Source organism: Williamsia phyllosphaerae, assembly GCF_014635305.1.
Classification (GTDB): domain Bacteria; phylum Actinomycetota; class Actinomycetes; order Mycobacteriales; family Mycobacteriaceae; genus Williamsia_A; species Williamsia_A phyllosphaerae.
This window is the reverse complement of sequence record NZ_BMCS01000001.1, coordinates 1,115,037-1,131,571: the sequence shown is the minus strand read 5'-3', so window position 1 is coordinate 1,131,571 and position 16,535 is coordinate 1,115,037. Positions and strand designations below refer to the sequence as shown.

The 16,535-nt window shown below is 70.4% G+C and carries 12 protein-coding genes; 10 read left to right on the top strand and 2 right to left on the bottom strand.

Features of this window, described 5'->3' with window-relative positions; genetic code table 11:
- Window positions 1-108 precede the first annotated feature (108 nt).
- Window positions 109-1,572, bottom strand: coding sequence for a CCA tRNA nucleotidyltransferase (locus tag IEV93_RS05200; protein ID WP_229704896.1), 1,464 nt, complete (start codon window positions 1,570-1,572; stop codon window positions 109-111).
- A 95-nt stretch (window positions 1,573-1,667) separates the two neighbouring features.
- Between IEV93_RS05200 and IEV93_RS05195 the strand changes: the two genes are divergently transcribed.
- The 10 genes from IEV93_RS05195 (at window position 1,668) to IEV93_RS05150 (ending at window position 15,684) form a co-directional block, all read left to right on the top strand.
- Entirely contained in the window at window positions 1,668-2,807 is a 1,140-nt protein-coding gene (locus tag IEV93_RS05195) for an NUDIX hydrolase (RefSeq protein WP_188487548.1), read from the top strand.
- Window positions 2,808-2,817: 10 nt separating this feature from the next.
- Window positions 2,818-5,337: a DUF6049 family protein gene (locus IEV93_RS05190; RefSeq protein WP_229704895.1), complete on the top strand. Its 2,520-nt coding sequence runs from the start codon at window positions 2,818-2,820 to the stop codon at window positions 5,335-5,337.
- Between the two features lie 361 nt (window positions 5,338-5,698).
- Complete coding sequence (gene murJ / locus IEV93_RS05185; protein ID WP_443098496.1) at window positions 5,699-9,610, top strand: murein biosynthesis integral membrane protein MurJ; 3,912 nt, start codon at window positions 5,699-5,701, stop codon at window positions 9,608-9,610.
- Window positions 9,611-9,616: 6 nt separating this feature from the next.
- The gene (locus IEV93_RS05180; RefSeq protein WP_308690870.1) at window positions 9,617-10,240 is read left to right on the top strand and encodes a DNA-3-methyladenine glycosylase I; all 624 of its coding nucleotides are present in this window, start codon (window positions 9,617-9,619) and stop codon (window positions 10,238-10,240) included.
- A gap of 5 nt (window positions 10,241-10,245) precedes the next feature.
- Complete coding sequence (locus IEV93_RS05175) at window positions 10,246-11,292, top strand: NAD(P)H-dependent flavin oxidoreductase (RefSeq protein ID WP_229704894.1); 1,047 nt, start codon at window positions 10,246-10,248, stop codon at window positions 11,290-11,292.
- 78 nt (window positions 11,293-11,370) lie between these two features.
- On the top strand, window positions 11,371-11,979 hold the full coding sequence (gene sigM, locus IEV93_RS05170; protein ID WP_188487543.1) for an RNA polymerase sigma factor SigM: 609 nt from the start codon (window positions 11,371-11,373) through the stop codon (window positions 11,977-11,979).
- A 33-nt stretch (window positions 11,980-12,012) separates the two neighbouring features.
- Window positions 12,013-12,813 carry an RsmA family anti-sigma factor gene (locus tag IEV93_RS05165; RefSeq protein WP_188487542.1) on the top strand — a complete coding sequence of 267 codons (801 nt, stop codon included), beginning with the start codon at window positions 12,013-12,015 and terminating at the stop codon, window positions 12,811-12,813.
- 102 nt (window positions 12,814-12,915) lie between these two features.
- A complete protein-coding gene (gene trxB / locus IEV93_RS05160; RefSeq protein WP_188487540.1) occupies window positions 12,916-13,905 on the top strand; it encodes a thioredoxin-disulfide reductase in 990 nt (329 codons plus the stop codon).
- Between the two features lie 53 nt (window positions 13,906-13,958).
- Complete coding sequence (gene trxA / locus IEV93_RS05155) at window positions 13,959-14,297, top strand: thioredoxin (protein WP_188487538.1); 339 nt, start codon at window positions 13,959-13,961, stop codon at window positions 14,295-14,297.
- A gap of 208 nt (window positions 14,298-14,505) precedes the next feature.
- Entirely contained in the window at window positions 14,506-15,684 is a 1,179-nt protein-coding gene (locus IEV93_RS05150) for an N-acetylmuramoyl-L-alanine amidase (RefSeq protein WP_188487537.1), read from the top strand.
- 3 nt (window positions 15,685-15,687) lie between these two features.
- Here IEV93_RS05150 and IEV93_RS05145 read toward each other — a convergent pair whose 3' ends face one another.
- Window positions 15,688-16,419: a hypothetical protein gene (locus tag IEV93_RS05145; protein ID WP_188487536.1), complete on the bottom strand. Its 732-nt coding sequence runs from the start codon at window positions 16,417-16,419 to the stop codon at window positions 15,688-15,690.
- Window positions 16,420-16,535: the final 116 nt, after the last annotated feature.

The following is a 16,535-nucleotide window of genomic DNA, read 5'->3' as shown; positions in this document are numbered from 1 at the left end:
GATCCGAGAAACTGGTCATGCTGGGTCCCGTCTGGGAGAACGCGTCGGACAGCAGAGGCGCTCGCGCATGCGATCGCCCGAGGCCGCTGCTGGACCGAGACCTCCAGCTTAGCCCGAAGTCTTTTCCCGGCTCCACCAGTCGAGGAGCGCGGCCTCCGCCTCGTCCCGATCGAGCGGTCCACGATCGAGACGGAGTTCCTTGAGGAACCGCCATGCACGACCCACGATCGGGCCCGCCGGGATGTCGAGGAGTTCCATGATCGCGTTGCCGTCGAGGTCCGGCCGGACCCGCTGCAGATCCTCCTGGGCCGCGAGATCGGCGATCCTGCGTTCGAGGTCGTCGTAGTTGCCCTGCAACCGGGCCGCCCGGCGCTTGTTGCGCGTCGTGCAGTCCGCGCGGACCAGCTTGTGGAGTCGGGGGAGGAGATCGCCGGCGTCGGTGACGTAGCGCCGCACCGCCGAATCGGTCCACCGGCCCTCGTCGTAACCGTGGAACCGCAGGTGCAGGAACACCAGGTTCGCCACGTCCTCGATGACCGACTTCGGGTACTTCAGCGCCTTCATGCGCTTGCGGACCATCTTGGCCCCGACCACCTCGTGGTGGTGGAAGCTGACGCCGCCATCCGGCTCGTGGCGACGGGTGGCGGGTTTGCCGATGTCGTGCAGCAGGGCCGCCCACCGCAGGATCAGGTCCGGGTCGGCCTCCTCGAGGTCGACGGCCTGCTGCAGCACCGTCAGCGAGTGCCAGTACACGTCCTTGTGCTGGTGGTGTTCGTCGATGGCGAGCTTCATCCCGGGGATCTCCGGCAGCACCCGCTCCGCCAATCCGGTCTCGACCAGCGCATCGACCCCGTCGACCGGGTGATCGCCCAGGATCAGCTTGTCCAGTTCGGCGGCGACGCGCTCCACGGTGATCCGGTCGATCGCCTCGACCATCTCGGTGATCGCGACGACCACCCGGGGCGCCGGGACGAAGCCCAGCTGGGAGACGAAACGGACCGCGCGCAGCATCCGCAGGGGGTCGTCGGTGAACGAGGTCTCCGGGGCGGCCGGGGTGTCGATGACGCCGGCCAGCAGGTCGGTCATCCCGTCGAGTGGGTCGACGAACTCCTGCGCACCGTCGGCTCCGATGCGGACGGCCATCGCGTTGATGGTGAAGTCGCGGCGGATCAGGTCCTCGTCGAGGGTGTCGCCGAAGCGCACCTCGGGGTTCCGCGACACCTGGTCGTATGTGTCGGCGCGGAACGTCGTGATCTCGATGTGTTGGCCGTCGCGGACCGCGCTGACGGTGCCGTAGGCGATCCCGGTGTCCCACATGTGCTCGGCCCATCCCCGCAGGATCCCCTGGACCTGCTCGGGACGGGCGTCGGTGGTGAAGTCGAGGTCGGAGCCGAGCCGGCCCAGGACGGCGTCTCGGACCGAGCCCCCGACCAGATAGAGGGAGAAGCCCCGCTCGGCGAACCGGGCACCCAGGGGGTCGAGAACCCCCGACAGCTGCCGCAACGACACCGCCGCGTGGGCCAGCAACCGGGTGCGGCGCTCGTCAGAGGAGTCCTCCCGCGTTGCTGTCACGGGGTCAGAGCCTACCCAGTACACGCCCGACATCGAGCCCCTGACCCGCGCCGGGGTTGAGGAAACCGGGGGTTGACAACGGCTAGCATCGTGGGGTGTCAGCCGAACCCTCCGAGCCGAAACGCGACGTCGCGGGACGTCCGCGGCGTCGGCGCGGCAATCGGCGGGGTGGAAAGCGCCGCGGCGCACCCGGCACCACGCAGCCCGGGACGGCGGCGCCCACGGCCATCGGCGACGCCGCACCCGCAACGCTCGACACGTCCGACGCGCAGGCGCCGACCACCGGTCCCACCCCGTCCGAGGGCGGCCGGACCGGCAGCCGTCGCGGACGACGCGGACGCAGGCGCAAGCCCAGCAGGCCGACCACCGACAACCCCGACGCCGCCGCCTCGGTCGCGAACCCCGAGGGCGTCGACGCCTCGCCGGCACCGGTCAAGCCGTCCGACCTGAGCGCCCTCAACCGCACCGCCGGGCACGGCGGACGCAGCGCCCGAGGCGGGGCACGCGAGACGCCCACCAAGAACTCCAGCACCCCGAAGACCAATCCCCGCCTGCGCACCGTCCGGGAGACGTCGGCGGGCGGGCTCATCGTCTCCGGTATCGACGGCCCGGACCGCGAACGCTGCGCCGCGCTGATCGGTCGCGTGGACCGACGCGGTCGGATGATGTGGTCGCTTCCCAAGGGACACATCGAGACCGGGGAGACCGCCGAGCAGACAGCGGTACGCGAGGTCGCCGAGGAGACCGGTATCGAGGGCAATGTCGTCGCCTCCCTCGGCAAGGTCGAGTACTGGTTCGTCAGCGAGGGCAAGCGGATCCACAAGACCGTGCACCACTATCTGATGCGCTCCACCGGTGGCGAGCTGTCCGACGCCGACTACGAGGTGGCCGAGGTCGCGTGGGTGCCGCTCACCGAGTTGCCGCAGCGCCTGACCTACTCCGACGAACGCCGTCTGGCCCGCACCGCCGAGGAGGTCATCGCCGACCTGGCCGACGACCCCGAGCGGCTGGCGCGGTCGGAGGCCGACAGCGCCCGCACCGAGCCCAACGAGTACGAGAAGGCGGCCGCGGCGCGCAATCAGCGCCGCAACGACGCCCCGAAGCCCGCGCGCACCCGCCGTCGTCGGCGTGGGCCGCGGCGGCCGTCGGGCACCCCGTCGGAAACCGCCGGTGCGGCGCACCCCGATCACGTGGAGTCCTCGCACGCGCGGACCGACCACGACGGCGACGAATGACCTCGATCGGATGATCTCGACACGGCCGCGCGACGTCCGGGGATCGCGCCACCATCTGTCCCGATGGGCCGCGGTGCTCGGGGTGTTCGGGCTCCTGCTGACGACGATGCTCGCCGCCCCGCTGCCGGGCGCCGCCGCGGCACCGTTCCCCGAGCCGGCCGAGTTCGTCAACGTCTCGATCGATTCGGTGAGCCCGTCGGCGGTGACCACCAGCAGTCCGACCACCGTGACCGTGCGGGGCACGCTGAACAACGTCGGCGACCGGCCCGTCACCGATCTCGTGATGCGGGTGCAACGCGGCGATCGGGTCGCGGCGGGTGCCGAACTGCGGACGTCGCTGATCCGCGATCCCGCGCAGTACGAGACGGCCACCCGGTTCACCCAGGTGGGCACGAAGCTCGATCCCGGACAGAGCCGCCCGTTCTCGCTGACCGTGCCGTTGACCGGGAACCCCGCCACCCCCGGACTCGGTGTCGACAGCCCCGGGGTCTACCCGATCCTGGTGAACCTCAACGGAACCCCCGACTACGGCACGCCCGCACGACTCGACGACTCACGCACCCTGCTGACCGTGCTGGGGTTGCCCCCCGACCGCGCGCGGGCCCAGTCGAGCGACCTCGCCGAGGTGACACCCGCGAACACCCAGCCGTCGGGTGCCGACGGTTCGGTCGCGCCGACGGTGTCGTCGCCGGCGCAGCTCACGTTGATGTGGCCGCTGGCCGCACCCGGCCAGCTCGCGCCCGGGATCACCGGCGGCGGTGACGAACCCGTACGCCTGGTCAGCGACGACCTCGCCACCTCGTTGCGCCCGGGCGGGCGACTCAACGGGCTGCTCACCACGCTCGACGACGCGACCGTCAGCCCGGACTCCCCGGTGACGCGCAGCGCCTGTCTGGCCATCGACCCCGACCTGCTCGTGACCGTCCAGGCCATGACGTCGGGATACGAGGTGTCCCGAGACCCCACCGATCCACGGTCGGCCACCCGGGAGGGCACCGGCACCGCCGCGGCCCAGGACTGGCTGCAGCGCCTACGGACGATGGCCTCGCGCCTGTGCGTGGTGGCGTTGCCGTTCGCGCAGGCCGACCTCGACACCCTCGCCCGGGTCAACGACCCCGAACTGACCCGCACCGCGGTCCGATCGCCCGCCGACATCGTCGACACCATCCTGGGCGTCTCCAGCGTGCGAGGACTCGCGGTCCCGGTCAGCGGAGCGCTCGACGACACCGCGGCCCGCCTGCTGAACAACTCCGACATCGACCACGCCCTGATCGCCTCGACCGCCATCGCCCGCGAGCAGGGTGCGGCCAACGGTCAGTACCGCGCGTCCGACCTCGCCGTGCAGACCTACGACCCGGCCATCACCACCGCACTCGCCGGCATGGGCGCCGCCCCCAGTACCCCGGCCGTCACCGCCGACGACCAACGGTTCGACCTCGACACCGAGTCCCAGGTGAGCCGACGCGCCGCGGCCACCGCCGCGCTGAGCTACGCCGCGATCGCGCCCACCGGGGACGCGACCACCCAGCGGATCGGCGGCGAGCCCGACGACCCGACCGTCGGGCGCAGCGAGCTGATCATGCCGCCCGCGGTGTGGTCGGCCTCCGCCGACGACGCCCGCGCGGTGCTCTCGACGACGGCGCTGCTGCTCGACTCCGGATTGGCCGCGCCCCGACCCCTCGGCGACGTGAACTCCCAGCTCGACCAGGCCGGCGTCTCGGGCGCGCTGCGGGTCCCGCTGAACACCACCCTCGGCCTGACCACGCTCGACGCCGACACCACGATGCTGCTGAGCCGCTCGGCGGGGCTGATCTTCCAGCTCGAGGCCTCGATGGTCGCGCGCAGCGATCTCGCGATCTCGCCGCGGACCTACGTCGCACCCCTCGACGAGGACCTCATCCGGGCCATGCGTTCTGCGCCCGTCGACTCCACCTCGGATCGGCGCGCCGTCGTGGCCACCGCGGTCGCCCGGGTCCGGGCGGTGGACAAGACACTGGACCGGATGCGCGACGCCGTCAGCATCCTCGACCCCGGCGGTCGCTACACGTTGGCCTCCGAACGCAGCCCGCTGCTGCTCGTGGTGCGCAACGACCTGCCGCTGCCCGTGCGTGTGCGCCTCGACACCGCCGCGCCGCAGAACCTCGACATCGGTGACATCGGGGTCGTCGAGATCCCACCGCGGGGCACCCGGCAGATTCAGCTGCCCACGCAGGCGAAGTCCTCGGCCACGATGACCGTCAACATCGCCCTGGTGACATCCAGCGGTGTCGCGATGGGCAGTCCGATCGACTTGTCAGTACATTCCAACGCATATGGAAAAGCGCTGTTCATCATCACGATCTGCGCCGGCGTCGCGTTGGTGCTGCTCGCGGGCCGACGACTCTGGCATCGCTTCCGTGGCGAGCCGGACCCGGCCGACCTCGACCGTCCCGAACCCGACGAGCGCGAACGCCTGATGGCCGACAGCCGCTATCTGCATCAGCAGGACACGCCGGTGCCGCCGAGATCGGGCTCGACCGGCGATGACTGACCGCACCGACGACCCGACCGACGGCGACCGCGAGGTGGATCGCCGTACCCCCGACGGCCCGCCCACCGGCGGCCGCGCTGCGCCGCGTCGTATCCCCCCGACACCGGGCCGCGGCATCCCCGGTGGCGCACCGTCCGACCGGTTGCCGCCGGCGCCGGGCGGACCCGACGACACCCTGCGCAGCCGACGCTCGGGAGGGCGGGGACGCCCACCGGCCGACGTGCCACCGCGACGACCACCGAGCCCGAACGCGCGACGCTTCGCCGACACCCCTCCCGGCTACGTCCCGCCACCGGTGTCCCGTCCGCTCCCGACCACGCCCCCGCGGTCGGCACCGATGCCCGCCGCCGAGCCCCCGTCGATGTCGGAGCCGCCGATGTCGACGCCGCCGCCCGCACGTCGGGGTCCGGTGCCGATTCCCGACGGTTCGGCGTCCGGTGAGACCCGTCGCATCGCGACGATCGACGCCCCCGAGTTCGATCCGGGCGATCCCGTCGAGACCGACACCGAGAAGGCGATCTCGCGCGATTCCGACGAGAGCGTCCTGCGCACCAGCGGGTCGATCGCGATAGCCACCCTGGTCAGCCGGATCTCCGGTTTCGTCCGCACGATCCTCGTGCTGGCCCTGCTCGGCTCGGCGATCGCGTCGTCGTTCCAGGCCGCCTACGTGCTGCCCAACCTCGTGGCCGAGGTCGTCCTCGGCGCGGTGCTCACCGCCATCGTGATCCCGGTCCTCGTGCGTGCGGAGGCCGAGGACGCCGACGGCGGTGAGGGTTTCATCAACCGGATCTTCACCCTCGCGCTGACGATGCTGGGCGTCGCGACGATCGTCGCGCTCATCGCGGCACCGCTGCTGACCCTGCTCAATCTCGGTGACGGCCTGGTCAACCGCGACCTGGCCACCGCCCTGGCGTATCTGCTGCTGCCCGAGATCTTGTTCTACGGGATGTCGGCTCTGTTCATCGCGATCCTGAACATGAAGGGTCTGTTCAAGCCGGGTGCCTGGGCGCCGGTGTGCAACAACATCGTCCAGATCACCACGCTCATCGTGTTCGCGATCGTGCCCGGTGAGATCTCGCTCAACCCGGTGCGCATGGGCGACACCAAGCTCCTCGTCCTGGGCATCGGCACCACCCTCGGCGTGGTCTGCCAGGCCGCGATCCTGCTGCCCGCCCTGCGACGCGCCGGGGTGAAACTGCGGCTGCGCTGGGGTCTCGACGATCGCCTGCGGACATTCGGACGGATGGCGGGCGCAATCGTGCTCTACGTCGCGGTGCTGCAGGTCGGCTTCATCATCACCTACCGCATCGCGGCGAGCGCCAGCTCCTCCGGCGTCAGCATCTACGCCACCCACTGGCAGCTGCTGCAGCTGCCCTACGGCGTTCTCGGCGTTACCATCCTGACCGCGATCATGCCGCGACTGTCCCGCAACGCCGCGGCGAACGACACCCATTCGGTGGTCGACGACCTGTCGCTGTCCACCCGTCTGACCATGGTCGCGTTGGTCCCGGTCATCACGTTCATGACGTTCTTCGGGCCGGCGATCGGCATCGCCGTCTTCAACTTCGGCCAGTTCGGGCTGAACGACGCCGACCAGCTGGGCACCGTCCTGAGCTGGGGCGCGTTCACGATCATCCCGTATTCGATGACCCTGGTTCAGCTCCGTGTGTTCTACGCCCGCGAGGACGCCTGGACCCCGACCGCGATCGCGGTGGGCATCACCATCGTGAAGGTCGCGGCGTCGTACCTCGGCCCGGTGCTCTTCGACGACGGCGACACCATCGTGCGTTGGCTCGCTTTCTCCAACGGGCTCGGCTACATCGTCGGCGCGATCGTGGGTCACTTCCTGCTGCGCAGCCGCCTCGGCCCGATCCGGATGACCAACGTCGGTCGCACCACCGGACTGACCCTGCTCGCGTCGGTCGGCGGCTGTGCGCTGGTCTGGGGCGTCTCGCAGCTGTCCGGGCTGCACCGTTTCGCCACCGACCACGGCAAGCTCGGATCGATCGCCTACCTCGCGTTCACCGCGGTGGTGGCGCTCGGATTGGTCTACACCGCACTGGTTCTGCTCCGGATCCCCGACGTGATCGCGGTCAGCGTCAGTGTCCGCCGCATGCTCGGCCGTTTCATCCCGGCCATCGCTCCCGCGAGCCAGCCGCCGTCGGAGTCGATCGCCGAGATGACCGTTGCCTTCCCGCGGATCACCGGCGACGAGAGCCTCCCGTATTCTGGCCAGGTTCAGGTGCTGCGACGATTCGATCGCGGAACGGCCAGCTGGCAGGCATATTCGGTACACACGGGCGGCGCGGCCGGACAGGTGACCCCCGGTGTGCCGCGCGACCTGCGATACCGACGGAGAGGAGTGGACCTCATGGGTGACAACGACGTCGATGCCGGCGGAGCGCGCGATCTCCCGGGACTGGTCAACACCGATCCCCGATTGAGCGCGATCCGTCCCGATGCCGAGGGTCCCGCACGCGGCGGCGCCCCGTCTCCGTCGACCGGACCGGTACGTGCCCAGCGCGTCGGCCCCGACGATTCGGCAGACGAGCCGGCCGGCCCCACCGATCCCGACACCCCCCAGCGCGACGCCGAGCCTTCCGAGTCCACCGGCCCCGCACCGTCGGTCCCCGTGGGCGATCCTGGCCCGGCCGGCGCACCCGCGGGCCCGTCCGACGGACGTCCCCGTCCACGACGCGGGCCCCGCCTCGTGCCCGGTGCCGCCGTCGCCGGCGGTCGCTACCGGCTGCTCGCCGCGCACGGCGGCACGCGCGGCCTGCAGTTCTGGCGTGCGCGCGACATCAACCTCGACCGCGACGTGGCCTTGACCTTCGTCGACGCCGACCAACTCGCGCCGCCGCCCGAGCCCGGTGTGGCCGTCGGTGCGCGGGGTGACGGCCCGCAGGCCGTCCTGTCCCGGACGCTGCGCCTGGGCCGCGTCAACTCTCCCGGTATCGCCCGCGTACTCGACGTGGTCCGTGGGTCGTCCGGCGGAATCGTTGTGGCCGAATGGGTCACGGGTTCGTCGCTCGCCGACGTCGCCAAGACCAACCCGTCACCGGTCGGTGCGGCGCGGGCCGTGCGCGCGCTGGCCGCGGCCGCGGAGGCGGCCCACCGCACCGGTAGCTCGCTGTCGATCGACCACCCCGACCGGATCCGCATCTCCACCGAGGGCAATGCCGTGTTGGCGTTCCCCGGAACCCTGGCCGGCGACGACAAGACCACCGACGTCCGTGGTCTCGGCGCCGTGCTCTACGCGCTGCTGCTGGCGCACTGGCCGCTCGATCCCGACGGTGCCGCCGGGGTCATCACCAGCCGCACCTCGGGCGAGCCCATCGGCGGGTTGCCCGTCGCCGAACCGTCGGCGACCGGGATCCCCAAGGAGCCCAGGGCCGCTCGTCCCGACGTCCCGTTCGAGATCTCCGCGGTCGCCGCCCGCGCCCTCGAGGGCAACAGCGGTATCCGGACCGCCGCGACCATCCAGCACGTGCTCGACCAGGCGACCGTCGTGGATCAGAAGACCGACCTCATGCCGGTCATCGGCGACGCGACCGAACGTCCCGCACCGGCGAGCAACGTGCGAGCCGACGGCGCCGGCGGGCGATCCCGTTTCGGTCTCGGCGACCGCTCGCCGCGGTCGATGCGCGTGCTCGCGATAGCTGCGGGAGCCGGTCTGATCACGCTGCTCCTGGTGATCGCGCTGATCGTGTGGCTGACCGACACCGTCGATCCCGATGAACAGCCGACGAACATCGACTCGTTCCTCAACGGTTCCGCGTCCGCCAGTTCCGCACCCGTGAGCCCCGGTGCGGGAACCGCTGCGCCACAGGCGGGTCCGATCGGACTGCGGTCGGTGACGGTGGTCGACTACTCGCGTCAGACGGCCGACTCGAGCGCCAACGTCGGCAACGTCATCTCCGGTGAGGCGCCGGCATGGCGGACCGACACCTATCGGGGCGGTCCCCGCTTCGGCAACCTCAAGCCCGGGCTGGGCCTGATGTTCGCGCTCGACCGCGCGAGCACCGTCCGCACGGTCACCGTCCGCACCCCGTCACCCGGACTCGAGGTGCAGGTCCGGACCTCGCCGTCGGCGTCAGCGGCCTTCGACGACACCACGCAGGTCGGCGCGGGCTCGATCGACCAGCCGTCCACCACCATCACCGTCCGCGACGCACAGTCCGCGCCCTTCGTTCTGATCTGGATCACCTCGCTCCCGCAGTCGTCCCGCGGCGGGTTCCAGGGCGTGATCAGCCAGATCTCGATGGCCGGTTAGACCCACGTGGCCGAGACCGCCGCCGGCACCGTGCTGTGCGAGGACGGTCTGCTCCGACCCGTGTGGGGGTCCGAACCGGGCATGATGCGCGACTACTACGACACCGAGTGGGGCATGCCGGTCGACGGTGAGAACGCCCACTTCGAACGGTTGTCCCTCGAGGGATTCCAGTCCGGTCTGTCCTGGTCGATCATCCTGCGCAAACGCCCCGCGTTCCGAGAGGTGTTCTGCGACTTCGACGTCGACACCGTGGCCGCGTTCGGCGACGAGGACGTCGAACGCCTGGTCGTCGACGCGCGGATCGTCCGGAACCGAGCCAAGATCGAGGCCACCATCGGCAACGCGCGTGCGACCCAGGAGCTACGTGACGACGGGGGACTCGTCGAGCTGTTGTGGTCGTTCCGGCCCGATACGACGCCGCGTCCCGTCACGTTCGCCGACGTCCCGACGGTCTCGGCGGAGTCGACCGCCATGTCGAAAGAGCTGCGCCGCAGAGGCTTCCGATTCGTCGGACCGACGACGATGTTCGCCCTGATGGAGGCCGTCGGCATCGTCGACACCCATCTCGTCGACTCGTTCCGACGCGGTTCGTCGGGGGTGTGGGCGCCCGACGGCACACCGGTAGCGTGAGTCGCGTGACCCCGACGCTGAGCGATCTCACCATCCCCGTCATCGGCGCACCCATGGCGGGCGGCCCGAGTACCGACGACCTCGTCGCCGCGGTGTCCGGCGCAGGTGGTCTGGGCTTCCTGGCAACTGCCTATCGCTCCGGAACCGCAGTGACACAGTCGATCAACTCGCTGCGCGACCGCGGCACCGACCGGTTCGGGGCCAACGTGTTCGTCCCGGACGCACCCGCCGACCACGTCGTCGACCGTGACGCGGTCCGGGCCTACCGTGACGCCCTGGTCCCCCGGGCCGAGGCGCTCGGTGTCACCGTGCCCGAGATCCCCGAGCACTCGACCGACGCCTACGACGAGATCATCGCCGTCCTCGTCGAGGCCGCGGTGCCCTGGGTCTCGTTCACCTTCGGTCTGCCGTCGGACTCCGATGTCGCAGCACTGCGCGACGCAGGATCGTCGATCGTCATCACCGTGACCGACGTCGAGGACGCCCGGGCCGCGGTCGACCGGGGTGCGGACGTCGTGTGGGTGCAGGGGCCCGAGGCCGGGGGACACCGGTCCACCTTCTCGGTGGATGCGACGCCACCGACCACCCCCCTGGACGAGCTGCTGCCCGCCGTGCGCGCCGCGGTCTCGGTGGAGCTGATCGCGTCCGGGGGAGTGGCGTCGGGCTCCGACGTCGCCCGTCTGCTCGATCTGGGCGCCGACGCCGTCGCGATCGGCACCCTGCTGCTGGACACCCCCGAGGCCGGCACAAGCGGGGCGCACCGCCGCGCGCTGGGCGACCCTTCGTTCTCGACGACCGTTTTGACCAGGGCGTTCTCCGGGCGTCCGGCCCGCGGGTTGGACAACGCCTTCCACCGCGACCTCCACGAGCTGGCCCCGGCGGCGTTCCCCGAGCTCAACACGCTGACCAGCCCGCTCCGCAAGGCCGCCGCCGCACAGGACGACCCGGATGGGGTCACCCTGTGGGCGGGGACCGGTTTCGGCGCGGTGACCGACGACCCGGCCGCCACGGTCGTGCGGCGACTGTGGGCGCAGGCGCGCGAACACCGCTGATCGGCGACGTCACCGATTGCTCCACAGGCGCCCGTCCGACGGATGTCCCCGGCGCCGGGTGTCCATTAATCTCCACGCATGGCCGATGCGGGGGATGGTGACGAGCGCACCGACGAGGAGCTCCTCGCCGCTCACGTCGCCGGCGACCCCCACGCCTTCGCCCTGCTCGTGCACCGCCACCAGAACCAGCTGTGGGCGGTCGCCCGGCGGACCAGCCACACCACCGACGACGCGGCCGACGCACTGCAGGACGCGTTGTTCAACGCCCACCGCAACGCGCACCGCTTCCGATCCGACGCCCGCGTGACCTCCTGGCTGCACCGCATCGTGGTGAACGCCTGCCTGGACCGCATCCGACGGAACCGGATGCGCCAGACGGTCCCGTTGCCGGAGTACGACATCGCCGCGATCGCCGATCCCCTGGACCCCACCGTGTCGGTGGACCTGCGTCTGTCCATCGGTCGGGCGCTCGACGCACTACCGAGTGATCAGCGCGCGGCCGTCGTCGCGGTCGACGTCGAGGGTTACTCGGTGACCGATGCCGCCGCGCTGCTCGGGGTACCGACGGGCACCATCAAGAGCCGGTGTTCACGGGGACGGGCCAAGCTCGCGGTGGTGCTCGGACATCTCCGCGAACCGGACGATCACCACCCCGGCGGGAACCCCGCGACCCCCGTCGGCGTCTGATGAAGACCACAGACCGAGGAGATGAGGTGATCGATGACTGACCGGCAATCCGCCGACGGGCCGGAATCCGTCCCCCCGGGTCCCCCGTTTCCGGTCGATCTGCTCGCCGACCTGCACGCCGGCGTCCTCCCCGACGACGACGCGGCGGCGCTGTGGCCGCGTGTCCGCGCCGATCCCGAGGCCATGCGCGTCATGGCCGCTCTCGACGCGACGCGTTCCGACCTCGCGTCGGCGCCGCTCACGGCCGAACCACCACCGCCCGCGGTCGCCGCCGCGATCGAGTCCACCCTGGCCGCCATCCGCACCGACACCGCCGCATCGGAGCCTCCCGTGCCGCGAGTCGAGTCGATCGAGGATGCGCGCGACCGACAACGCGACGCCCGGCGCCGCCGCGGCATGGTCATCGCGTCGATCGCCGCAGGGATCATCGCCGTCGTCACGCTGTTCATCGCGGTGTCGACCGCATCCATGTCGTCGCAGGGCGACACCGAGCGCGCCGACGACGCCACGTCGTCGGTCCCGACCGCAGCACCGTCGGCCGGGGCGCAGGCGGGGGCGTTGCTGTCGGTTCTGGGCCGCGACGATGCCGCCTTCACCGGTCAGAACGGCCCCGACCGGCTACGACGCTGCCTGAGTGCCAACGGTGTGGCACCGACCACCGGTGTGGCCGGCAGCGGACCACTGACGATCAGGGGTGACCCAGCGGTGGTCATCCTGCTGTCCACCGGGACCGCGGGCCGGTTCGAGGCCCTGGTCGTGGGGTCGTCGTGCGACGCCGGTACCCCCGCGACGATCTCGCGGCGCACGCTGGGAGCTCCCGGCCCCACCGGGTGATCGACGGACACCGTCCGCTCACCCGCCGCGTCCGACCACGGGGAACAGATCCACCTACCCTTGTGTTGAACCAGCCGGCTATCGACAGTGAGAAGAGGACAGATGAGCGACTCAGGGACCGGCACGATCCACGACGTGATCATCGTCGGATCCGGCCCGGCCGGGTACACCGCGGCGGTCTACGCAGCGCGTGCCGAGTTGGCGCCGGTCGTGTTCGAGGGAACCCAGTTCGGCGGCGCACTGATGACCACCACCGAGGTCGAGAACTTCCCCGGCTTCCAGAGTGGCATCCAGGGCCCGGCCCTGATGGACGAGATGCGCGAGCAGGCACTGCGATTCGGCACCGACCTCCGCATGGAGGACGTCGACGCACTGCGGCTGACCGGTGACATCAAAGAGGTCGAGGTGGCCGGTGACGTCTACCGCAGCCACGCCGTGATCCTCGCGATGGGCGCGGCGGCCCGCTACCTCGACATCCCCGGCGAGGCCGAACTGCTCGGACGCGGCGTCTCGGCGTGCGCGACCTGCGACGGTTTCTTCTTCAAGGACCAGGACATCGCCGTCATCGGCGGTGGCGACTCCGCGATGGAGGAGGCGACCTTCCTCACCAAGTTCGCGCGCTCGGTCACCCTGGTGCACCGCCGCGAGGAGTTCCGCGCGTCGAAGATCATGCTCGAACGGGCCAAGGCGAACGACAAGATCCGTTTCGTCACCAACGCCGCCGTCACCGGTGTGCGCGGTGAGGGCTCGGTCAGCGGCATCGACCTGCTCGACACCGTCACCGGTGAGACCAGCGTTCTCGAGGTCACCGGCATGTTCGTCGCCATCGGTCACGACCCGCGCAGCGCGCTCGTGGCCGGTCAGGTCGATCTCGACGAGGACGGGTACGTGCAGGTCGAGGGCCGGACGACGGCCACATCGATCCCCGGCGTGTTCGCATGCGGCGACCTCGTCGACCACCGTTACCGACAGGCCATCACAGCGGCCGGCACCGGGTGCAGTGCGTCGATCGACGCCGAGCGCTGGTTGGCCGACCGCGCCGACGCCGCCTTCCCCGTCGCGGCCGACGCGGCGGTCGGATCCCTCGCCTGAGGGCTCCGGACACAGTTTTTCTCACTCCACACACGTCTCACTAGGAGGACACAATGGGTGCAAACACAGTGGTCGTCACCGACGACACATTCAAGAGCGAGGTTCTCGGCTCCGACAAGCCGGTCCTGGTCGATTTCTGGGCCACCTGGTGCGGCCCGTGCAAGATGGTCGCCCCCGTCCTCGAGGAGATCGCAGCCGACAACGGTGACAAGCTCACCATCGCCAAGCTCGATGTCGACGAGAACCCAGCCGTCGCACGGGATTTCAAGATCATGTCGATTCCTACCATGATCCTGTTCCAGAACGGTGAGCCCGTGAAGACGATCGTCGGTGCCAAGGGCAAGGCCGCGCTGCTGCGCGAGCTCGACGGCGTCATCGGCACCCCTGCCTGACCCCGAGAAACATGTCGCCGACGCCGGGACGAACCGTCCCGGCGTCGTCGTGTCCGGGTCCGCCGTGTCGGCCGGCCGTGTCAGGTGCGGTGGCGCCCATATTGGCTCCGGAGCCGCAGACCTGAGAGACTTCACTGTCGGCCCACGGGTGTGCACCACACGCGGACCGCAACAGATCAGATCAGTGTGGCGAGAAAGGCTCAGTGCAATGCCGTTGTACCGCCTGGGCGACCGAGGTTCGGCCGTCGCCGAGATCCGCGCCATCCTCGCAGCTCAAGGGCTTCTCGAGGACGCCGGCACATCGGTGTCGGAGGCCCCCTCCGGCAACGGATGGACCGCCCCGGAGACCCAGTTCGACCTGGCCACCGATCATGCCGTGCGCGCCTTCCAGCAGAACCGCGGTCTGATCGTCGACGGCATCGTCGGACCGGCCACCTACCGCGTCCTGCGTGAGGCGTCCTACAGCCTCGGCGCCCGCATCCTCGCCTACCGGTTGTCGGCACCCATGCACGGCGACGACGTCGCCACCCTGCAGTCACGCCTCGGCATCCTCGGCTACTACACCGGCCTCGTCGACGGCCAGTTCGGCGCTGTCACGCACAACGCCCTCTGCTCCTACCAGAGCGAGTACGGCATGACCCCCGACGGCATCTGCGGCCCCGGCACATTGCGTTCGCTGCAACATCTGGGCACCCGCGTCACCGGCGGATCCGCCCACGCCATCCGTGAGGAGGAGGGGCTGCGCAGCTCGGGCCCTCGACTCACCGGCAAGCGCATCGTCATCGATCCCGGTTTCGGTGTCCCCGACGACGTCGTCGACCCGGCGACCGCCGACCTCGAGACCCGCATCCTCTGGGATCTCGCACGGCTGGTCGAGGGCCGGATGGCCGCGGCGGGCATGGAGACGTTCCCGTCCCGCTCAGCCGCCGACAACCCCGACGACGCCGACCGTGCGCGGGTCGCCAACAGCTACGGCGCCGACCTCGTCATCGCATTGCGCTGCGCCCGCTACAAGAACGCCAACGCCAACGGGACCGCAAGCTTCTACTTCGGCAACGCCCACGGATCCGCCTCGACCATCGGTCGGTCACTGTCCGGGTTCATCCAGCGCGAGATCGTCGCCCGCACCGGCCTCAAGGACTGCCGCACCCACGAGCGGACCTGGGACATCCTGCGTCTCACCCAGATGCCGGTCGCCCAGATCGATGTCGGGTACATCACCAACCCCGGCGACGCCGCCGCATTGGCCGACCCGCAGACCCGCGACGTCATCGCCGACGCGATCCTGGTCGCCGTGAAGCGCCTGTACCTGCTCGGCGAGAACGACCAGCCGACCGGCACCTACACTTTCGCCGACCTGCTCGCCTCCGAGCAGATCGCCCGCTGACCCTCATCGGTCGCGGCGACGCCCCACCGGTGTAGCCACCCTCTCGCGCTCGCGGCCCGGTACATCGATCGCGGCCATCACGACCAGTCCCTGCAGCGCGCTCTCCACGGCAGATTTCCATCCGAGCCCCTGATCGAGCTCGAGACGGAACCGCGGGAAACGCGGATGCGATGCAACGAGGTCGAACCCGGAGTCCTTGAGGAAATGCGCGTCGATCATGCACCCCGGGCACAGCGACGCCTGCGGGTCGGGTCGTCCGCCGACTGAGCGGCGCGCGGTCGCCGGGTGCTCGGTGTCGCCGTCCGAGCGCACTATGCCGAACGCCTCCACCGCGCGGACGCCGCGCTGGATCAGGTCGCCGATGACACTGTCGATCAACATCTCCGCGGTGCCCGCGAATCCGGCGTCGACGCGCAGCGAGGTCAACAACACGGCGTCCGCACTGACCGGCGAGGTCGGGAAGAGTCGAGCGCGGGGGACCCGTCCGGGCGGGGCGTAAAAGGCCGTCCCGATCGCGCGACCGGTTGTCGATTCCACGGCGACCTGAGCGCACTTGCCCCAGTCGAGCATCACCATCGAGACCCACGCCTCTTTGTCGAACTCGCTGTCGATCACATATCCGCTGTCCGCTCCCGGGATGACGGCCGGATCGACCTCCCAGAAGATGCATTGCCGGACGTGCGCCGGCAATGCGTCGAATCCGTCGAGCCGGAGCGGGTGAATCGTGATTCCCACGGTGTCAGAGTCCTCTGCTCGGAGCCGACCATGGTGCGCGGTCGGTGGTGAACAGCAAATCCATTGGAGCACAACCTGTCTCGAAGGAAATGGTACGTCGTGAACGCTCTGCTGTC